Consider the following 21,713-nt stretch of genomic DNA (forward strand, 5'->3'; position numbering starts at 1 on the left):
AAGTCCCCTTCAGGGGATTTAGGGGTGACATAAAATGATATTTTATTACAAATTGAAACTAACGTTGTTTTGATGTTTAATTTTTGGACACCCTCAATAAGTTGTGAATATTTTTACTCTACAAATATTTTTTGAGTATGTATTTGATTAATACCTACAACCTTTATGATATATACACCTTGTTTATTCCATTCCATTCTATGTTCAGTGCCTGTAAATAAGGTGGAATTAATTAATTGACCATTCAAATTATATAACGAGACTCCTTTGCTTTGTTCTTCCCAATTACACTTAATGTAAATATCACCTTTAATACAACTTACACTAACATCATTGTTCTTATTACTTATTGAAGTAGGAACCTCATCTTCAGCATCCAATGAACCAGTTAATAAATGTAATATAAATCTATCATCACAAATCCCTTTATTGGTAGTAAAAGTATAATTATTTGTCAATCGGAGATCAACGAATTGACCTTTAACCTTATCTTCCAGAATGATCTCTTTTTCAGCATCAAATGTACTAATACCACCAACACTTAAAACATGCTCTCCATCACAAAAAGCCTTAAATCCAATTTGAATAGCACAAGAATCGAACTCTGTTGGAAGAACATTAATTACAGCCTTATTATCTGACTTTAAAGAATAAAGATATGATAGTTTATTATCTGATTCCATCCTTATTTTTGAATCCAACTTACTAAAATCAAATGTACCATTATCCCTTAATGCCACAACCGATTCACTTGAAGTGAATTCATTTTGCAAATTAATTCGTAATGTATTTTGGTTTCTATTAGAGGACTTAAGTGCTGCAGAACCATGTATTCGCTTATCAGCATTCATAAAGACATCACCATTTGTTGCCTTTTCAACCCAAAAACTTTGCCCCGGTGCCAATATTCCATCAAATGTTTCCGGAGTAGTAATGCCTGTTAACACATTGTAGGTTGCCAAATAACGACTATTCCAATCGTCTCCTGTGCGGACATAAACCGATCCTTTAGTATTTCTAAAATCACCTGTTATATCATCCTCTACAGTTAACTGATAATATGAAGGATAAGGATTAGCAATTAATTGCCATCCATTAGATAGTGTTTTTGAATATGAGGTGTTGTTATTCAGTTCTCCCGTATGAACAAACTCTGTTCCTTCATTCTTAACGATTAAAGAATAGCCTTCCATTGGATCTGAAAAAGAATAAGGATCTGATAATACATTCCATGAACCTATGTAATTATACAAGAAATAAGCATTATCACCAGAAATTGCATCATCATAGTCACTAATATCAATTCCTGTAACGGAATGACCTATATACCAATAACGTCTGCTTGTATAAGTCCATTCTACGTTTACATTTCCTGTAACAGTCCCATGAGTAATCAATGATGAAGGATTAGTATTACTATTTTTAACAATTAAATTATCATTAGTAACTAAATCACCGTTAACAGTCATCTGCGCACCCGGTTGTAAAGTCAGACCTGAAATATGATTGATAGTCAGATCATTTACCTGCGCCACTGCTGTGGTATTTATTACCGGTGCTGAACCAGTATTATCAATGGTAATATCAGTACCCGCACTTGGAATATTCCCACCCTGCCAATTTGAAGAATCAAACCAGTCGCTGTTATTGCCCAGCCAGGAGAATGAAGGTATTGAAATCGACCCAAAAGTAATATAATTACCTCCAGCATTAGTATTAAACGACATTACAGATACCAATGGAGCAGAGCCGCCTGAGGCATTTCCTGTTTTTGTTCCTAGAGCTACCTCATACCACTTATCTGTATTCCATTGAACAGCACGCATATCTGCTTCAGCCGGATTCACCCCACTACTGGCATCCCATCGCAAAGTTAATTGTGCATTACCTGCAGCCGGTGCCAATACATTCCAATATTCGTTATGACTCACAAAAGCCACAGGCGACTGCAGAGCTGTCGGATCCAATCCATCATTATCCGGATTATTATTGTGATAGGACGCCTGCCAGTAACCCCCTGATGAAGCATCAGGAGAAACAATTAACTCACCGTATCGCGAAGCATTTCCGATAGGAAAAGTAAATGTACTTGAATTCAGAATATTCTTTCTCATTTTGGCAGCAACAAAACTATTACTACCTCCTCCAACTACAGCTGATGTTGATGTATTAGTTAGTGTTATCGTTTTTGATGCTTTAGTTTGAAGAATACCATTTGTTAAATACAAATCATTACTCACTTCAATATTTAAATTCATATCAACACCAACACTATTATCAATTTCTAAATTATAAAATGCGCCTCCTAATGCAGATGTAAAATCAACAGATCCATCAATGGCCTGCACTGAAGAACCGTTAAATGTAACTGTTGAACCATTGATACCTGCATCAAAAGTTCCGGCATTAAATAGCAAATCACCATGAATAGAAATATTACTGTCATGTGTATTTACCAACTCAGGTCCATCAAAGGTTAAATCACCATATAACTGAACATCTATATTTGGCAATCTTCTGGCTCCTGTTCCACTAAACAGAACGCTATTCACGTTTGGAATCTCACTCAGCACATCATAATCTGAAGAACCTGAATACTCCAAAATACCTCCGCTGGCAGAGAAAAACGTATCATACGATCCGGCAGGTAAATCCCCATTCTCAAGTTTTAAAGTACCTGTACCAAATACATCTCCCAGTCGATGTCCTATAGATGTACCGATATTTACAATTCCGGATGCATTAATATAGGTTCTATAGGCAGCTTCAAAATTATCAGGGAATGATAATGTATGATCTACATAAATAATACTTCCGCGCGGCCCACCGGCTGTAACATTAACACCTGGAGTACCTGTTGCCTGCGTATCCGGATCATAGGTGGCCCAGGTACTCTGGTCGGAATAATTTCCATCTGTAACGGTTATAAAAGCAGGTACCTGATCAGGTATGGCTGTTGATACTCCTGCTGTGTAATCCCCATCAATTCCTGAATCATCAGTATCGGAAAAAGTAAACAATGAAATATCATTAACCCCTGATCTGCCGTGAAAATCATCTGTAGTAAACTTATTCCAATCCGTACTTCCCAATAATATACGGGCAGTAATATACTGAGCTGTATCCCCTGGCGCATCACCATCGTTAGAATACATACTGGCATCAGCCGTAAAGCCTGATATTCCATCAGCATCCAGAGTCCAGCTGTATTGTAGCACACTACCCTGATCGGCAGGTAAAATTGAAATATGGGGTTCATCAGCTGCTTTCACACGTATTGAACCTGTATTATTTCCATTAGCCGTAATATCGAATTCTATAGGAGTATATTTACCCAATGAACCAATTGGATAAGTAAATAAGGTAGAAGCAGATATAACAGGGAAGGTTTTTTTAATTCCATTATCGGTAAACGATAAATTGGTTTGAATCATATTTGAAGAAGAGAATGGATTTACCTCTTCAATAGCTGCAGACTCACCAAAAACCAATAGATTTCGTCCTATATCAAAAACACCATCCTCCATTCTTAATTTATCGGCAAAGGTAATAGCACCTGATTGCGTTGGTAGAACAACGCCGTTTGAGTTATTGATGGTTAACACTGAAAACGTTCCGCTTCCACCCAATTGTTGCACATCAGAACCAGCCATTACAATTCCATTACCGGTTGAACTGGTTGTAATATTATTGGTAAGATCACCTTCAACTGTTAAATCATGAGCGGCAGTATTTAATGTTCCGCTTGATAAAATCAAATCATCTGATACAGTGATGGCTCTATCCAAAATCAAAGCTCCTGTACCGGTTTGCTTAATAACATCAGCAAAGGTGGTCGTTCCTATTCCTGATATAGTTTGATCGGCATCACTCACAAAATAGGTGGTATTATTATTGGCTGTGAAAGTTCCATCATTAACTAAATCTCCGCCTAAAGTCAAATCCAGGCCATTGGCATCGAAAACAGCATTTGTTCCTATGGTTAAAGCACCATTAATGGTATGTGCCACGGTTAGTAATTGAATAGCATCTGAATCATCTCCTGTAATTTCAATATTATTAAGGGCCTGATCGGCATACATCACAAAAGTAGCTGCGACTTCGTTGGTACCATCAAAGGCAAAACCTGAACCAGTGCCATAACTAACTGTTTCCGGAGTAAAATAGAGTGAAGGTATGCTCGAACTGGTATTTGATCGAACGATATTAATTACATCACCATCTGCCTGAGTAAAAGAACTACCTGTACCCAATATCTCAAACATACCACGTGTAGCCTTAATATCTGATCCAACGGTACCAATATTAACTGTTCCACCATTTTGCGCAAAAGTTAAGATTCCTTCTTCTGTATTGGTTGTTCTTCTAATTTGATCACCAACATGTAACTCTCCACCGCCAGTAACATCAATACTTGAACTACCCGAAGCCGTAAACTCAATAAAACTGGTACCATCAGAACTCTCAACTCCTACATCATTAACCTTGGTTCCATCAATATTGGCAATTCCACCATCTACAACTAAAGCTCCACTTAAACGAAGGCCGTAGTTAGCACATGTATTTACAGTAGCTCCATTAGTGACCTGTAAAGTTGCACTTGATGGGATCTGAAAATTAGCTCCTCCGGTTGTTAAATTAAGCTTGATATCGGAATGATTTAAATGACAAATACCTGATTCTAAAATCAACGACTTAGTTGTTCCATTAGTCCAGGCTGTTAAATCAAAATCGGAATTAAAAGCCACTGTCTGATCTTCGGGCTTATCAATTCTAACCCTGTAAAATGAGGCCGGCGTACCCGTACTGCTATAGGTAACACTTTCGGTTCCTTCGAATACGACATTTGCAGACGAAAAGGATATGGTTCCCCCTGTTTGGGCAATATTCCCCCTTAAGTATATTTTACTTTCTTGGTTGTTGGCATCACTAAATGTACCTCCTGACATAATGATATCTCCTTCAATATCGAAATAACGGTTACTGTTATTGGTTGTAAAGAAAGACAGTGTACCTCCTGAAATATTCACATCTCCTCCTACAGTGACAGTTTCTCCCTGATATGTAAGGAAATTCATTGTGACTGACTCAACTACTATTAAATCTTCATTAACCAATACATCCTCATCATCCTGGCACCTTACTTCTCCCGATCCGGTAATTTTTAAATTTGGATAATAGGCTATTTCGGAATCAGAAGGCATTGTTCTTGGATTACCTGTCCCATCAAAAACTATGGTAGCCGTTGTATTATTCAAAAACTCTGAATGATCAGCATCTAAAATCCTATATGTCCCTTGATTCCAACTATTATCTTCTTCATAAACAAGAGTACCACCTCCTTTTATTACTCCAATATCATGTCTGAAAATCTGATTTACTCCCCTATCCTCAACAATTAAGGTACCCCCTTCTTCTATTAATATTTGCGATGCATCATTGTTATTGGAGTTAATATAAACCGTATGGCCTGAGCCAATAATACAATAATCGATATTTGTAGGCTCTGAACCTGCACTTTCACCTCCATGTCCGGTTTCAGACCATGTATTTCCATTATTAAAGGAGCCATTAGTGACGGCATCCCTACTATATAAAGTTCGGGGAGCATCCCATTCTCCATACCAAAATCCCCCTTCTAAAACACCATAAGAGAAATCACTCTCCAACAATGAAGAATAAGGAAAAGTAAGAGTAGTACCTCCATTAGAGTCTCCATTACCATCATCATAATCACTCCAAACTCCATCATTAAAAACATTCAATGTTGGATAATAATATACCCATATAATAAACCTTTGACGAAAAACATCTACATCTAGAATCTCATGGTGAGTAAACTCATAACGGATATTAGCCTCATCACTATCTAATCCTTCTTGCTCTACTTTCCAATAATAATCAAGTGCATAGGTTTGGTCAGTTACTGTTGGATGATAATCATTAACAGGACTTACTGTTATTGTTCCGTTTGATGATACCGCAGAATTGGCATCTACTTGCATAGGAGTATACCTAGTGGTAGTACTACCCACAGGAAAAAACTGTATATTAGTTCCATTACTACCTGATGCTATTGGCAAAGTTAATCCTCCATCGCTGGCTAAACCATTTGTATAAAAGAACCTGTTACTTCCATCGTTATTATTTATACTACCTGTAACCGTTAAGTTATATGCCCCTAAGCTAACTTTACCAGTACCAGAATTAAGAAACGTAAAATCTTCTACATTGACATCTGTGACCAAAGCAGCTCCATTATTTCCATTATTTAAACGGATATTACCAAAGTTAAATTCTTTACCAAACTTGCCCTGTAATACAGGTGACGACCCGGTCAATTCAATACCTCCGGTGCCCGATGATGTTAAATCTCCATCTGATATTTTAACACTATCGGTTACTGTTGGCCAGTAATCAATTACATCTAAAGCACCTCGTGTTAAACGTAAAGAACCATCTATATTAATGTTGTGATTACCAGTTAAACTAACTGTATAGTAACTACCAGCTGTTGAATGTCGGTCTTTATTAATAGTTAATCCGCTTCCAAAGGTTAAAACTCCTCCGGTTTGATTGTTAATTGCTCCATCCTGCGAACCATCAAACACCAAATTACCTACTTGCGTATAGGTTCCTGCAATAGATAGTTCGCCACCTATAGATACATCAAATCCATTATCATTAAAAGTAGCATTAGCAGCAATGGTCAAATCGTTCAAAACAGTTAATTCAGAACTTCCTCCGGAATTACCATCTTGATTAACCACCTGAACTTGCTGACCTGTTGCTGAAGCCTGAATATCTAAATTATATAAAGGTACAGTGGCGTATATTTTTGCCTGATTACCAGAGGGAGAATCCGTTGGCGTATTAAACTGAATAGTTCCTCCAGTAACATTATAGTTACCTTCCCCTGAGATGATTCTAAGAGCAGTTATATTATGCCTGTTTACAGCCGAGAATTCAATAACACCTCCTGTCATCTCAAATATTTGCTCTTCATTTGCAATATCAAAGGAAGGCGATCCCCAAACATTAGTTGGCAGTGCATGAATATGAAATGTACCACCTGATTGAAAATAATTCAAACGTCCATTTGAATTATATTGCCATAATTGGGTAGTGTTAATAGTTCCTCCTTCAATTTTTATAGTGGCAGAAGTTGATGTATTGTCATAATATCTAATACCATTTGCATCCTCTGGAATAGTAAATGTTCCTGCAGCCATTTTAAGCTCACCAAATATTGTTAATCCTTGCCAGTCTGATGGTACTTCCCATGCATTAACATAGGCCGAGGCATCAAATGTTGTAATATCTGCACCATTAACATAAAGTCTTCCTGTTGAAGGTATGGTAAATTCATTGGGAGCATTACCATCAATATTTTCTCCTAAACGATCAATAACAATATTAGAACCTAACTCTAAGGTTCCATTCTCGATAACAACAGGCAAACGTTCTGCTCCTGAAGCTCCATCAGTTCCGTCTAAACCATTATAAGCAAGATAATCAACCGGTCCATATAACGAGAAATTAGCACTATTATCAGCCGTAACCGCTACCTTAAAAGTTTTATTTACACCTTTATCAACAAACAAACGGTACAAATCGGTAGTTCCGTTACATTGAAATTCGGTATCGGTGGTTCCTGAGAATTTTAGTTTTACGGCTCCGTTAGTAGCTTCAGCATACTGTGTCGAATTTGAAAAATCTACTGATCCTTCATTGGTAAAATCACCGTATACATTTAACCAGTGAAAAGCTGCTCCTATACCAACCGTTATGGCTCCGGCACTTTCAACATAAACATTTCCGTTAACCGTAGTAGTTAAAGTTGTAGTTCCTGCATTGTTAATTTGTATGGTACCGGCTGTTACAATTAAGTTACCATCAAGCGTAAGGTCATCTTCAATGGTAACCACCTGACCAGCATTCATGTCTATCTCCAGGTTACTAAAACTGAAGGCAGTGGTAATATTAAAACTGTTTCCATAAAACACTACTGTTCCATCGTCTTCATCCTGGCTGGTAAAATCGGCATCACCACCTACTCCAATGGTAGGATAATTATCAGCAGCCATTAATAAGCGTCCGTTACCTTTTAATGATGCAAAGTTATGACCTGTTGATTGACGCAGATCGAGACTACCATTTATGGTTACACTTCCGCAATTTAAAGTAACATTTCTCACCGATGGACTATCATACGGTGAGAAACCATCAGGCACCTTTACTGTTTTACCACTTAAGATAACCACATTATCCCCTCCTGATGGAATGGCACTCCCCACAGGTACGGCACCAGCCGGATCAAGTGTCCATATATCCGGATTATCCCAATCTCCGCTGGCTAAGGTATACCAGGTATTCTGCGAAAAGGCGGTTCCACCCATCACAAGCAATACAAATAATAAAGAGTATATTTTTTTCATAATCAACATTTTTATAACACAAAACAAATATCAAAATTTGATCTCTGTGCATTTCTACGTAAAAAGACTATAAGGTTACATTTATTTAGACAAAAGATCATTTAACAATGACCTATCTTAAAAAAATGGTTATAAAATAATAATAGATTTTTAAAGATCTAATTTACATCCAAGTCTTTACCCTTACAATACAAAATTTACTAACTTCCTAGAATAGATGCACAAAGCTTGTGTAACAAAACTGAAATACTATTGTTCATGATCATATATTTCGTGCATAGAAAGGGAAAAGAAACAAACCTTAAAACACATTATTAACTACATCTAGATAAGTAGAGTAGATTTTATTTTAACTATTTAAAATGAATTGATAATTTGGTAAGTTATGATACAATATCGAAGCAACCTTTTCTAAAAATCTTATTTAGAGTCTATAAATACTCATACATAAAAAATCAGTCCACCTTCCTTAAGATCTTCCATTCGGCAACGCAACAAATAATTCCGGTAAGGGAAGGACATTTATCTTCTAAAACTCTTTCGACATCCGAAGGACGTTTGAGATCACTAAATAACTCGACAGGGAAAGCGATATCACCCAGATCCATCTCCGTATCCACATTTCTAACACCAAAAGTCAATAAGGTTATCTCTTCAAATCCCGGCATAATCTGAGCTACTTCTTTTACAAAACTAAAGGCCCCGATACGATCTTCAGCTACAACAGGCACTACATGGAAAGCTCTTACAATCTCGGGAGATAATAACTGTCGAAACTCGCGACTGGCAATGCTTAGAACCATCGAGACAACAATACCACCCGAAACAACGATCTCACCCGGTTTATACCTTTGGTAGTTATAATGTATGGGATGTGTATTTTTAAAGTAAGTCGCCCAATAAAGGTTTTCGCTTTTACCTACAGGACGAACAAAAGGATGCAACATCAGGTCGCCAGGCTCAAAATCCTTAATCTTATTTTCAAGTTCTATCCCTCTTACTCTGGCTAAAATTTTTTCTTTAAAATGATGATTCTTTAAATTACTGTTTCCTTTAGCATTCTCATCACCACAACCATCGATAAAAGGAAAGAGGGTAACTCTTTCAAGCGAAAAGATAGGTTCACCTTTTTGGTTCGAAAGCACGTGCTCAGAAATAATAATCGAATATCTGTTGTTTGATGTAGGTTCAACCGACTTTATAGTAATTTCACAGGTTAATGTATCCCCTGCGAAGGCAGGGTTGAGATATAATGCATTTCGTATTTCAAGATGCAGTAAACTTGAATGAGCAAAATTTTCAACGCCCAGACTCAATGTCAGATTTAATAAAAAGCCATAAGGAAGGTATAACTCATGAAAACCAAGAATTCCGGCAAATTCACGACTATTTTCAGTATATGATGAAGTTGGCATAAAACCACTCCATAAACTATGAATAGATTCATCAGCCGTAATACTAAAATGACTAACTATCTCCTGACCAACAACAACTTTGTTAAGATCCAGCCCGTAATTGACTTTTTTATTAGGTTTGATATAATCCTGCATCTACATCTAATTTGATAGAACAAAAATAGGCTAATTATAGATAAAACAAGCACTACTTGACACCCAGAGTATCTTAAAAATTCCTAATCCTTTCAATTTTTCATGTTCTATTCGAGTTTTACTTTCGAATTCATAGGCGAAAGCAAAATAAAATGCATATTTTTCAAATTACCCCCTATGTTTTTATTCTTAACTCATGTAATTTAATATTTACACTGCCAAACTCCATCAATTCTCTCTCCACAAATAAGGCAATACCCATCACTTCTTAACTTGCTCATCCTTATGACTCCATCACGATTTATTATTTCTGTTTTGCAATTTGGACAAAAGGTTGTTGTGACATTCTGCTTATGTACATTTCCTAAATAAACATATTTCATACCGACTTCCTCTGCTATTTGCCTGGCCTTCAAAAGAACCTCCAATGGCGTCCAATTTATATCAGGAAGTCGATATGTTGGAACAAAACGGCTAAAATGAAGGGGTACTTTTCCAAAACCTTCTTTCACCAGCCACGAGCTCATCTTTTCAATCATCTTAATATCATCTGTCCATCCCGGTATAATTAAATTGGTTATTTCGAGCCAGGCTTCAGAATCATTAATTAACTGCAATGTTTTTAACACAGGCTTAAGTGATCCTCCGTTTAATTTATGATATGTTTTATCATCAAAACTCTTTAAATCAATATTCGCTCCATCTAAATATGGCAACATTTTTTTCAAAGGTTTAGGATTAATATAACCAGATGAAACCAAGACATTTCTTATTCCGTGATACTTTGCATTTTTTGCTACATCCAACATAAATTCATAATACACCACCGGATCAGTATAAGTATATGAAATACTCTCACAATTCGTATCCAATGCAATCTTGACAATTGATTCAGGTGCTAACTTCTGTGCACTATATTCATCAACAGCATTTTGAGAAATTTGCCAGTTCTGACAATTCAAACAGGATAATACACAACCATTGGTACTAATCGAAAACGATTTACTCCCGGGTAAAAAATGATAAAGTGGTTTTTTCTCAATCGGATCAACATGCATTGCTGAAACCATGCCATAGGATAAAGAAAAAAGTTTACCTTCTAAATTTTGCCTTACCCGGCATAATCCAATTTGACCTTCTTCCAAAACACACGTATGCGGACACAAAACACATTTAACCTTATTCTGCATTGATATATAAAAGCCAGCTTCTTTCATATCTCCAACAAATCATCTTCAACCTCAGAAACAACAGTACACTCATAAACAAACAGCTCTGCGTTTTTTAATTCTTCATTTGTTAATCCAGCCTTATTTTTGGCACAGTGAGAAACAAATTCATCCTTAGTCCATTCATTGCGAACAGCCACTGCAGGCAGGAAAGTTCCTGATTTAAATTCATGACGTACATAAATACCGTGCTTTCCAATTTCTATTTCTTCAATTGAAGAAATTGGCTTTAATGGTCCCAGTACTGATATCTCAAGAGTAAGATCATTTAACTCTTCTCTACGAAGCTCTTCAAATCTCGCATCCCTAATACCAGCATCAACAGCTAATCTTTGAACCAAATCTTTTAAAGGTTGATTTGGGCTAAATGTGCCGATACAACCTCGTAATTTGCCCAAAACATATACCGATACAAAGGCTCCTAGATATTCGTTTAATGGATAATCCGCAAGCTTCATTTCTTCTGCCACTAAATGAAAGTATTTATACAATCCTTGCCGGGCATACAAGAACAACTGTTTACGCGCTTGCTTTGATAAATTAAACCCACTTTTTTCGATAATGACTATCGACTGATAACCTACTACCCGCGAATGGTCTCTCATTAATTTATCTCCTGAATTTTGGTATAAAACAGGACGATAATTCAAACCTTTTTCAAACTTACTTAATGATTGAAATAACAAAACTGCTGTCCAACCGCATAAATTAGTAACAAGACCCGGAACCGGTTCATGCTTTTGATCCAAGATAAATTTTCTTAAACAATTCGGAGAATTCTTCAAGATAGCCTCTGTTGTTTCCGAATCAACCCGACTTGCATCCTCGTAACCGGGATAATGCGAAAAATCTGTACTGATTACAAAAAGGTTATCATCACTAAACAGGTATTGTAATTCATTTGCCACTTCTTCAATCACCCCTTTATCATCAGCTCCTACTATCATTGGAAGTATTTTAAATTTCTTATTTAACCTCCTTTGCAAAAAGGGCAATTGAACTTCCAAACAATGTTCCTTTTCATGTGCTTCAGGATGATAACTTAGATACTTACAATTTTTTATTAGTTGATTAGCCAATTCAAAATCAACATCGACCAATCCCAGTGGTGTTTCATAAGCCTTCTTTAAACAAACTGAAACACCTTTGAACCGATGATGATGACTTGATCCGATAAGAATTATTCGCTTATACTTTGCATCCTGTCTAATTTGCACAAAAGCACTGGCAGCAACTTCTCCAGAATATACATAACCGGCATGAGGAACAATCACAGCTCTTAATACTTCATCATGAATCAATACATTTTCTGCCTCCTGTAACAAAGAATCAACCGAATTACGCAATTCCACTGCATTATCACTATAAAACATTCCACTAACAGAAGCCCTTCTAATATGAATCTTTTCCATAATAATGCTGACCTATCTTTATAAAGTTACGAAGAAAATTCACCAAATAAGATTTTTTAACATCCCACAAAGTTATCCTGAATTCCAACCTGATAAGAGCAGATCAAATGACACAACAGAATCTCAACAATAAAATCAAGTTCTTTTTTTTGCAACAGAATTTGGAATAAAAAGAAAAGGATGTATCTTTGCACCGCAATTGAGAAAAACGGATGATTCAGTAGCTCAGCTGGTAGAGCACATCCCTTTTAAGGATGGGGTCCTGGGTTCGAACCCCAGCTGAATCACTAAACAAACAAGAGGCGATTAAGATAACTTTTTTAGTCGCTTTTTTATCAGCGTTGATTCAGTAGCTCAGCTGGTAGAGCACATCCCTTTTAAGGATGGGGTCCTGGGTTCGAACCCCAGCTGAATCACAAAAAACAAGAGGCGATTAAACACAGTTTTAGTCGCTTTTTTTATCAGTGTTGACTCAGTAGCTCAGCCGGTAGAGCACATCCCTTTTAAGGATGGGGTCCTGGGTTCGAACCCCAGCTGAGTCACAAAAAGAAGAGATTATTCAATTTGAATAATCTCTTCTTTTGTTTCTATGATAACTTAAACTCTACCTTCCCTCCAATTGCTGAATCACCTGATTCAGATCCTGCGAAGCTTCAGGATAACTATTCAGCATACCTCTAGCAAAGGCTAGTGCTTTTTGTTGCATACCATTATTCAAATAAAACTGTAATAAACCAGCATTACTGTTATAATCTTTCATCAGATTAATTTCCTTTTTCAGATAAACTTCAGCCTTCTCCTTATCGCCCATAAAATCATACATCATTGCAATATTATGCGCCACTCTTGGACGACTTTCATCCAGCTTATATGATTTCTCCAACATTTGCAGCGACTCATTATATTTCTTTATCTCAGAAAGTAACAAACCATACGAATAAATTGCATTTGCATCATCAGGCTCATTCTTAAGATAATCATCAAAAAGCTTTACTGCTTTATCATTTTCCCCCTGGCGATTATAGGCATGCGCAAGATTAAGTTTCACAAAATGCAACTCTTGGTCTTGTTTTAAAGTTTTCAAATACCACTCAACAGCCAGTTCCGTTTTACCCAGATTATAATAAAAGTTACCTAAATTGAATTTTCCGGTTGGAAAATCAGCATTATAAATCAATACTTGCTCGTATTCATCCAATGCTTTTTGATAACTCTTCTTATAGCTATCCGGTATATTACTCTCTCCTGCAGCTAAAAGAATACGGGCCGCTTCAGTTCGAACCGCCTTTGTTTCATCATTCAGCATGGGTAACATCATTTTAATATCTTCCTCAGACTGCACTGTTATTGCCCTAAGAGCAGCCAATCTTATTGTAGGATCTAAATGATGAATGTAATTATTTACCTGTGGCTTTAGTGAATCCTGAAAATATGTTCCCAAATGTTGAATTGCAAGTGCACGTATACTCATCGGATACAATTCATCTGCAGCTATAATATTCAAGTGGCTGATAGCTGAAGTATCTTCATTACGTGCTTCACTAAAAGCTTCCGCAAAATGATATCGCCGACTTTCCCCAAACCATTTCTTAATATTGTTTTCCGACCATTGAGCACTTTTATCTGTATGACATTGATTACAGGCATTTGGCACACCATATTTCATGGTCAGATCAGGCCGGGGAATCCGAAAACTATGATCGCGACGATAATCCACTCCCATATAATGACGCCCATGCATATGACAATTAATACACAATGCTCCAGAACCAACTTCCATTTTAATTCCTGATTCAGAAATCAGCGACTCACCTTTCATTCCTTCCGATTTATGAAAATGATGTTCTGGCGTATCATAAATATCAGGAACATGGCATTGAGCACATAGCTTATTATATTGCTTCCCCTGATTACCAAACAACAATTTACCACTGTGTACATTATGACAATCATTACATTGCACTTCTTTCATATGCATTTTACTTTGCATAAACGAAGCATAAACATAATCTTCATCCAGAATTTGCCCATCGATATACCACGTTGGATCTTCCGGCAAATTTGGTACCACATGGTCATATATATTTTTCGAATGATGATCAAAATCCTGCAACGAAGCCCGTCGACTGTGACAACGAACACAATTATTTACATACTCAGTATGATCTATCCCACTTGTTTTTACAACCAGACCATAATTATCGATATCTTCCTGAGCATATTCAGGCAAAGAGGCCCATTCAAGATGTTTTGAAGCCGGACCATGACATGCCTCACAACTCACATTAATCTCCGACCATGTCGTATTGTACGTATCCGTTTTATGATCGTATCCTTTCTGTAAATTAGTTGAATGACAATCTGCACACATACTATTCCAGTTCTGCGCCTGATTCGTCCAATGTAACCAGTCATCATTCTTTATTTGCTGACCGGTATAGATATAATCTGCCATATGATACCAGCGACTACTGTCGCAATCCCAGGTAAGAGCGAGTGTCTGCAATCGCCGACCAGGAAATTCAACCAAATATTGTTGCAATGGATAATTCCCAAATACATACTTAACTTCAAAATCCTGCATTGTGCCATCTGCACCATCTGTATTAACCATAAATCGGCCATCCCTTTTAAAGAATCGATGATTCATGCCCTGAGCCTCAATAACAACATCATTAAAGTCACCTAAAACTGACGAATCAGTAGCATCATCCATAGCCTTGTTATGATGTGATTGCAACCAATCATTATATTCAGCCTGATGGCATTCAACACAAGTTTCAACACCGGTATATTCAGCCTGAGCTGTTTTAATCACCTCTTTTCCAGCATAGGTTTTTATCAACAAATAAACCGGCAACAGCAATAAAACTACAATGCCCAATATTCGAATAATCTTACTATATTTTAAAATATCAGTCATCTATACATAGGTTACTTGTGAATTTTCATATTTATTTCTCCTTAAAGGACTATTAACATCAACCATTACCTTGTCGTCCTGAATTGTAATGGGATAGATATCCAACGCCCTGGTTGCCGGAGGAGATAATACCTCGCCATATTTATTAAAAGAAGACGCATGGCACGGACAAACAAATCGATCTTTATTTTGATTAAACTGAATAGCGCATCCCAGATGAGTACAATGAATCGAGATAGCTAAGAGGCCACCATCTTCCAAACGCGACAAATAAAAATGAGCAGCCCCAAATGGATATACTTTACCTTTTTCGAAAAAATTGATATTCCCGGCATCAAACCAACCATCCGAAACTTTTTTGGCTTTTTTCTTACGCAAAAGTCCCGTAAAAACATAAATTATTTCAAGTGATAAAAGCGCATAAACAGCTCTTTTAATAAATGTTCGTCGGTTTAATTTAAACTTCATTAATTGTATTCTTAAAAATTAAGCAAACAAATGCATTCCTTCTCCCCTAAATAAGCTTCCTACAATGGTCATTACAACATAAGCGACAATAATGATTGTAAACATTGCCATCATCAGATCAATTTTGGAAGCATTGTATTTCGATTTTAAAAAATACAGAAATGCTGCAGCAGGAACCAAATATAAAAGCAATAGCAATAAGCCTGTACTAATCAGCAAGGGAACCTGTGGCATCCAGTTGCGTAAATCCAGAAAGAATTCGCTTGAAAGGATCACAAGTAAAGTAAGCACCAATGCATAAACAACTGAGATAATAGTCAGCTTCTTACCTTTATTAGAATTAAACCAAACCCCAACATTTAAATCTGTATATTTTACAAAAGGAATATAAACCAGAAAAACAGTTACTAACAAGGGAATTATAAATATTCCAAAACCGGGATGAATATGCAGTAGCAATTCCTGAAACCCCATAAAATACCAGGGCGCCTTACTCGGATTAGGACTAATTAACGGATCAGCTTTTCCTTGAAGTGGAGCATTTATAATCATGGACAGTATAAACAAAACAATTATAACAATCAGAGCTACCAAAATCTCCTTAAATACCAAATTTGGATAAGTGGGCACCAGGACTTTTTCATCACTATTCTGAACAGTAACTCCTTTAGATTTGCGCACCAGCCAAAAGTGAACAGACATAAGAAAAACCATCAGTAATGGTAACAACCCAGTGTGAAAATGATAGAATCGAAGCAATGTTATTTCAGTAACTTCATCACCCCCTCTAACCATGTCGGCTATTGCATCTCCCACAAAAGGAATATAGCTTAACATGTTGGTCATAATGGTAACTGCCCAAAATGATAACTGATCCCATGGCAACAAGTAACCCGTGAAATTTGAAAATACAACCAGAAACATTATTAACAGACCGTAAATCCAATTTTTCCGGCGTTCGTGATAAATGGATTGAGTATAAAACACTCTTAATACATGTAGAAACGAAACCAGCACTAGAGCCATACCACTCCAATAATGAAGATTCCTTAACAATTGGCCAAACAAAACCTGATTCTCCAACTCGATAATGGAATCATATGCACCCTTAACAGAAGGGACATATGCAAAACGCAGTAACATTCCTGAAATAAATAGCATAACAAATAACAAAGCAGCTATACCTCCCAAACCAAATGTTCGTGTAAACTTAATTGATTGCGCATCTACCTTATTAGGATGTAAATGCAAAAGTAATTTTGTTATGGCCTTTGAATGTCCGGCTGTATTCATTATAAAACTTGTGTTAGGTTGCAGCTTAAAGTAAGATACTATTAATCATTTCCACTCAAAAGTAACCATTTTCATCATATTTGAAATTGATTTAATTATTGACTGCCTATTTTATAGAATCACCTAAAATCTTACAATAAATGCTTCCTTCTTTTTATTTTTTTGCTTCTCTCCTTTATCATTTTGCTTTATTCTATCTCTCAATATCATTTTATCAAAAAGAATCCGATTCAGGAATTCAAATTATAACTAATCATTTCACATTTATATCAAATATCAATCAATACCGCCATAATTAACTAAAAACCTTGATATTTTAATTAAACAGGAGAACAAGACCCCGTTTAAATTAAAAATTCAAAACAAAAAACACTTTAATATTTATCACCCCCCCCTATTTTTATACTTGCTCTTTGATATTTATTGGTATTTTTTCTTACCACCCCCTTTAATTTTAATGTTTTTATATTTTTTAACATATTTTTGTTTGTACAATTCAAAATAACCCCCATCTTTGTAATGGATTTTTTCATAAAACTTGGATTTAGTTAGCTGATTTAAGGGTAGGGACAGGTAAACGTATCTGTCCTACTTTTTTTTTAAAATCAAAACTCAATTCTGGTTTAACAAATAATTAGTCTGTTGTTAACTTACACATAACACGACAATTAAAAAATCCCACCAAATTTGCATTGGATTTTTTCATATAACTTGGATTTAGTTAGCTGATTTAAGGGTAAGGACAGGTAAACGTATCTGTCCTCTTTTTTTGTCCAATTTTTAGTGAATAAAAAAAGGCAGCAAAGCTACCTTCTCTAAAACATTATATCGATTTCAATCAAGCTCCCAATAACTCTTCCAGCACAAGCATAACACCATCTTCATCATTTGTCTTCGTTTGAAACCTAGCTACTTTTTTTATATCATCATGAGCATTTCCCATGGCATAACTATACGCAGCAGCCTCAAGCATCTCATAATCATTCAGATAATCCCCGAAAACCATCGTCTCTTCATCCGAAATACCTAACTTATTTTGAAGAAACTTAATTGCTTCACCCTTATTAACTCCTATCGGCATAACATCTAACCAAATAGAACTTGAAGTACTAATCTGAAACTGATCTGAAAATACCTGCACCGATTTCAGCGTGGTAGATTCAAGATTATGAAAATCATTAACAGCAATCTTCAAAACATCATCCTCAACCGTTAAAAGGTCCTCAACAAAAGTACAACGATGATAATATAAACGAGCTTCTGCAAGAAAACGCTCATTACGAGACTCTACATAAGCACCTTCTTTACCACATAAAACGATATCAGCCCCCTCAATACTTCTAATATGCTTAATTAATTTTTCAACATTATTGGTTTTCATCGGCTTCAGCAACTGCACATCCTTTCCCCATTTGATATACCCTCCATTCTCAGCAATAAAAAACATATCATGATCAATATGCGCAAACTCTTTCTCCAAAGTATAAAACTGTCTTCCACTTGCCACAACAAAATAAATTCCAGCATCACGCAATCTCCTGTACATTGACTCAAACCCAACGGGCAACTTCTTCTGAGAATTCAAAAGAGTACCATCCATATCACTCGCTATCAACTTTACCATACCCGGTTCCTAATTCAGATTAAAACTTCTTAACTAATAATTAAAAACCCCGTAACAAATGTATGACGGGGTTTTGATTTTAATTTTTTTCTATTTGACTTCAAACTCAAATTCCACATCCGTTGGCGGCAAACATGTTTCATTATCACAACACATGAACGTAACATAGCCTTTTATTTTTGCTGGCTTTTTTGTCACTCTCACATTTTGAGTAAAAACAGCCTTTTCCTTAAAGAAGGGTACATCCAAATCAAAAACCTCATCATGCTTAACAGTTGCTTTCTGAACTTCAACAGCATTTTTTAAAGGTCGATAACCTTCACCTTCTTCAAAGGTGATTGTTGTTGCCACCGGACCTCCTTCTGGAACATTTAAACCATATATTTTCCAACCCTCATCTACAGTTGCTGTAGCAACCACCTGCACTTCATATTGATTTACCTGCTTTAATTCAATCTTCCATTTTACAGGCTCTTTCATCTGGGCAGTTACCGACAATAAACCCATGACCAAAAGAGAAAACAGCATAAACAAACCCTTTTTCATAAAATATCTATTTTTTTTAATCCTCAAATTATATCATTCCAAAGATACACCATTTTACCTTTCAGAATCATTTTTAGAAAAACAATCCCAGATAATAAAAAGTTAAGCCGTTGTTAAAAAAACACACCTCACATTAAATAGTGAGCAAAAAATGACTGCTTAGGTACAACATTTACTATTTTTATTTTTCCAGATAAAATTATCAACTAAACAAATACAAATGAAAAATTTATCCATCCTTACATTGATTTGCATTGTTTCATTATCCGCATGCAATTCAACTTCTCAAAAAAACTCATCCGAAAAAGCTGATGATATAATATTGGTAGACAATTTACTTGACAAAGCAGACCAATTGGTTGAAAAACAAATAAAACTAAAAGGTCACGTTACCCACACTTGCAAGCACTCAGGCAAAAGAGCCTTTTTAGTGGGCAATGATGAAAGTTTTACGGTTAGAATTGAAGCAGGAGGAGAGATTAACGGCTTCGACCAGAATCTGATTGGCAACACCTTGGTAGTGAGCGGAACCTTAAAAGAAAGAAGACTAACCAAGGAATACATTGATCAATGGGAAAACGAATTAAAAGACAAAGCTGAAGATGGATCAGCCGAATCGTGCTCCACAGAACTAAGCAACATCAACGACATGCGCGACTGGATGAAAAAACACAATAAAGACCACTACTCTATTTACTTTGTTGAAGGAACAAACTATGAAGTTGTCGAGTAAGAAGATTCGTAAATGGCTTCGCATCCTACATCGCGATCTTGGCTATCTCATGGTAGGCATTTCCCTTATTTATGGCGTTTCAGGATACATTATGAATCATATCAATGGTTCAGATCCCGCATTTAAACAAGAGGAAGGAAGTATTCAAATCGATAAAAACCTGAATACAAATGAAATTATTCAAGCCTGGAAAAACATAGATGATATTCCCGAGATTAAAAGAGTATTAATACTTGACGATAGTCATTACAGGGTTATGCTTGATGGAGGCCTTGGTATTTACGAAGTAAATTCAGGTATTATTGATTATAAGTGCAATACAAAAAAGCCAATTGTATATTTTATAAATAAATTACATTATAACAAAGTAAAATACTGGATTTGGATTGGAGATATTTTTGCTTTCTCACTGATCTTCTTTGCTCTATCTGGTATTTTTTTAGTTAAAGGTTCCAAAGGCCTAAGTGGCAGTGGGAAATGGTATCTGATTGCAGGAATCATTATCCCATTATTGTTTTTATTCTGGATTTAACCCAAGTGAAATCAGACTTCTACCAGTTAGATTAGAAAAGTTCAAAACAAATCTTTAACCTGAAAACTTATAAAATCAAACGGAGTCATTCTTTGCTCCGTTTTTTTGTTCCTCATTAAATAAAAAAAGAGGTAGCTAACCGAAGGTAAGCCACCTCTACACACAGGAATTGTTGGGAGGAAAAATCTCTCGTAACAATGCCAAAGGTCTCCTTTTTAAGTAGTATACCCGTTACGGGTTTGTTATTTCTATCTTAAGTTAAGATTACCCTTGACCAGCTTTTAAATTAAAAATATCCTCAATTTAAAACTCAATATAATCTCCTATAAAGAATAAAGCAGCCATTTTGACATCAACACAACCTTAAATAAGTCATTTTGACATGATTATTTTAATACAACAAAGACGAATTGTCTTAAAATACATGATGGCATTAATGTTGAAATATCTTTTCCAAACAATGAAAAAAATTAAAAACTTAAAAAATAGGAGATATAGTTATGAAACTTGTAAGAAAATTCAACGGACAATTACCAGAGACAAACGATTGGTTTAATAATTTTTTAGGAAGAGATTTTTTTGTAGAACCAGATCAATATTTTGGCACTAGAAATAATCAACCTAAAGTTAACATTAGAGAAAGTGAAGAAACTTATCAGATTGAGGTAGCTGCACCAGGATATCAAAAAGATGAATTCAAGGTTGAGATAGACAACAACATCCTGACTATTTCAGTTGAAAGAAATAACGAACCAACAGATGAAAATATTAAGTATTCTCATTATGAGTACAAATACGGTTCGTTTAGCAGATCTTTTACATTACCTAAAGGGAAAGTGCAGGAATCGAAAATTGAAGCTCAATACAACAATGGAATCTTAACCATTTCAATTCCTAAAACAGAGGAGGCCAAACCAAAACCTAAAAGAATACTGGAAATTCAATAATATAGTCTGATTTAAATG

At 35.9% G+C, this 21,713-nt stretch carries 13 protein-coding genes and 3 tRNA genes; 6 read left to right on the forward strand and 10 right to left on the reverse strand.

Annotation, left to right across the window (positions count from 1 at the left end):
• Nucleotides 1-113 precede the first annotated feature (113 nt).
• The 4 genes from ACRD62_RS20480 to amrB all read right to left on the reverse strand — a co-directional run bounded on the left by ACRD62_RS20480 (nucleotide 114) and on the right by amrB (nucleotide 12,629).
• Nucleotides 114-8,438: a DUF8693 domain-containing protein gene (locus ACRD62_RS20480; protein ID WP_430821971.1), complete on the reverse strand. Its 8,325-nt coding sequence runs from the start codon at nucleotides 8,436-8,438 to the stop codon at nucleotides 114-116.
• A 455-nt stretch (nucleotides 8,439-8,893) separates the two neighbouring features.
• Nucleotides 8,894-9,988, reverse strand: a complete 1,095-nt coding sequence (locus ACRD62_RS20485; protein ID WP_430821972.1) for an FAS1-like dehydratase domain-containing protein — start codon at nucleotides 9,986-9,988, stop codon at nucleotides 8,894-8,896.
• 203 nt (nucleotides 9,989-10,191) lie between these two features.
• Nucleotides 10,192-11,205 carry an AmmeMemoRadiSam system radical SAM enzyme gene (gene amrS / locus ACRD62_RS20490; RefSeq protein WP_430821973.1) on the reverse strand — a complete coding sequence of 338 codons (1,014 nt, stop codon included), beginning with the start codon at nucleotides 11,203-11,205 and terminating at the stop codon, nucleotides 10,192-10,194.
• Nucleotides 11,202-12,629 (reverse strand): AmmeMemoRadiSam system protein B, encoded by a 1,428-nt coding sequence (gene amrB, locus ACRD62_RS20495; RefSeq protein ID WP_430821974.1) that lies wholly within the window; start codon nucleotides 12,627-12,629, stop codon nucleotides 11,202-11,204. The genes amrS and amrB overlap by 4 nt, the downstream gene beginning before the upstream one ends.
• Nucleotides 12,630-12,843: 214 nt before the next feature.
• On the opposite strand from amrB, the gene ACRD62_RS20500 reads away from it, so the two are divergent.
• From ACRD62_RS20500 to ACRD62_RS20510, 3 genes are all read left to right on the forward strand, one after another.
• A tRNA-Lys gene (locus tag ACRD62_RS20500) sits at nucleotides 12,844-12,916 on the forward strand.
• A gap of 56 nt (nucleotides 12,917-12,972) precedes the next feature.
• A tRNA-Lys gene (locus tag ACRD62_RS20505) sits at nucleotides 12,973-13,045 on the forward strand.
• 53 nt (nucleotides 13,046-13,098) lie between these two features.
• Nucleotides 13,099-13,171 (forward strand) — tRNA-Lys (locus ACRD62_RS20510).
• Nucleotides 13,172-13,233: 62 nt separating this feature from the next.
• Here the strand turns inward: ACRD62_RS20510 and ACRD62_RS20515 are convergent.
• The 6 genes from ACRD62_RS20515 to ACRD62_RS20540 all read right to left on the reverse strand — a co-directional run bounded on the left by ACRD62_RS20515 (nucleotide 13,234) and on the right by ACRD62_RS20540 (nucleotide 19,483).
• On the reverse strand, nucleotides 13,234-15,552 hold the full coding sequence (locus ACRD62_RS20515) for a multiheme c-type cytochrome (RefSeq protein WP_430821975.1): 2,319 nt from the start codon (nucleotides 15,550-15,552) through the stop codon (nucleotides 13,234-13,236).
• Nucleotides 15,553-16,020: a QcrA and Rieske domain-containing protein gene (locus ACRD62_RS20520; protein WP_430821976.1), complete on the reverse strand. Its 468-nt coding sequence runs from the start codon at nucleotides 16,018-16,020 to the stop codon at nucleotides 15,553-15,555.
• A gap of 18 nt (nucleotides 16,021-16,038) precedes the next feature.
• Complete coding sequence (locus ACRD62_RS20525; RefSeq protein ID WP_430821977.1) at nucleotides 16,039-17,313, reverse strand: cytochrome b N-terminal domain-containing protein; 1,275 nt, start codon at nucleotides 17,311-17,313, stop codon at nucleotides 16,039-16,041.
• Between the two features lie 374 nt (nucleotides 17,314-17,687).
• Nucleotides 17,688-17,846, reverse strand: a complete 159-nt coding sequence (locus ACRD62_RS20530; protein ID WP_430821978.1) for a hypothetical protein — start codon at nucleotides 17,844-17,846, stop codon at nucleotides 17,688-17,690.
• A 305-nt stretch (nucleotides 17,847-18,151) separates the two neighbouring features.
• Complete coding sequence (locus ACRD62_RS20535; protein WP_430821979.1) at nucleotides 18,152-18,937, reverse strand: HAD family hydrolase; 786 nt, start codon at nucleotides 18,935-18,937, stop codon at nucleotides 18,152-18,154.
• A 90-nt stretch (nucleotides 18,938-19,027) separates the two neighbouring features.
• Complete coding sequence (locus ACRD62_RS20540; protein ID WP_430821980.1) at nucleotides 19,028-19,483, reverse strand: protein-disulfide reductase DsbD domain-containing protein; 456 nt, start codon at nucleotides 19,481-19,483, stop codon at nucleotides 19,028-19,030.
• A gap of 220 nt (nucleotides 19,484-19,703) precedes the next feature.
• On the opposite strand from ACRD62_RS20540, the gene ACRD62_RS20545 reads away from it, so the two are divergent.
• The 3 genes from ACRD62_RS20545 (at nucleotide 19,704) to ACRD62_RS20555 (ending at nucleotide 21,695) form a co-directional block, all read left to right on the forward strand.
• The gene (locus tag ACRD62_RS20545; RefSeq protein ID WP_430821981.1) at nucleotides 19,704-20,216 is read left to right on the forward strand and encodes a hypothetical protein; all 513 of its coding nucleotides are present in this window, start codon (nucleotides 19,704-19,706) and stop codon (nucleotides 20,214-20,216) included.
• Nucleotides 20,200-20,748 carry a PepSY-associated TM helix domain-containing protein gene (locus ACRD62_RS20550; RefSeq protein ID WP_430821982.1) on the forward strand — a complete coding sequence of 183 codons (549 nt, stop codon included), beginning with the start codon at nucleotides 20,200-20,202 and terminating at the stop codon, nucleotides 20,746-20,748. The genes ACRD62_RS20545 and ACRD62_RS20550 overlap by 17 nt, the downstream gene beginning before the upstream one ends.
• Nucleotides 20,749-21,248: 500 nt before the next feature.
• Entirely contained in the window at nucleotides 21,249-21,695 is a 447-nt protein-coding gene (locus ACRD62_RS20555; protein ID WP_430821983.1) for an Hsp20/alpha crystallin family protein, read from the forward strand.
• The last annotated feature ends 18 nt before the right edge of the window (nucleotides 21,696-21,713 follow it).

It is taken from the genome of Carboxylicivirga caseinilyticus, assembly GCF_050589785.1.
Lineage (GTDB): Bacteria > Bacteroidota > Bacteroidia > Bacteroidales > Marinilabiliaceae > Carboxylicivirga > Carboxylicivirga caseinilyticus.

Coding starts and splice junctions, on each gene's coding strand:
- ACRD62_RS20480 (WP_430821971.1), bottom strand. CDS start 8,438: ATGAAAAAAATATACTCTTTATTATTTGTATTGCTTGTGATGGGTGGA.
- ACRD62_RS20485 (WP_430821972.1), bottom strand. CDS start 9,988: ATGCAGGATTATATCAAACCTAATAAAAAAGTCAATTACGGGCTGGAT.
- amrS (WP_430821973.1), bottom strand. CDS start 11,205: ATGAAAGAAGCTGGCTTTTATATATCAATGCAGAATAAGGTTAAATGT.
- amrB (WP_430821974.1), bottom strand. CDS start 12,629: ATGGAAAAGATTCATATTAGAAGGGCTTCTGTTAGTGGAATGTTTTAT.
- ACRD62_RS20515 (WP_430821975.1), bottom strand. CDS start 15,552: ATGACTGATATTTTAAAATATAGTAAGATTATTCGAATATTGGGCATT.
- ACRD62_RS20520 (WP_430821976.1), bottom strand. CDS start 16,020: ATGAAGTTTAAATTAAACCGACGAACATTTATTAAAAGAGCTGTTTAT.
- ACRD62_RS20525 (WP_430821977.1), bottom strand. CDS start 17,313: ATGAATACAGCCGGACATTCAAAGGCCATAACAAAATTACTTTTGCAT.
- ACRD62_RS20530 (WP_430821978.1), bottom strand. CDS start 17,846: ATGAAAAAATCCATTACAAAGATGGGGGTTATTTTGAATTGTACAAAC.
- ACRD62_RS20535 (WP_430821979.1), bottom strand. CDS start 18,937: ATGGTAAAGTTGATAGCGAGTGATATGGATGGTACTCTTTTGAATTCT.
- ACRD62_RS20540 (WP_430821980.1), bottom strand. CDS start 19,483: ATGAAAAAGGGTTTGTTTATGCTGTTTTCTCTTTTGGTCATGGGTTTA.
- ACRD62_RS20545 (WP_430821981.1), top strand. CDS start 19,704: ATGAAAAATTTATCCATCCTTACATTGATTTGCATTGTTTCATTATCC.
- ACRD62_RS20550 (WP_430821982.1), top strand. CDS start 20,200: ATGAAGTTGTCGAGTAAGAAGATTCGTAAATGGCTTCGCATCCTACAT.
- ACRD62_RS20555 (WP_430821983.1), top strand. CDS start 21,249: ATGAAACTTGTAAGAAAATTCAACGGACAATTACCAGAGACAAACGAT.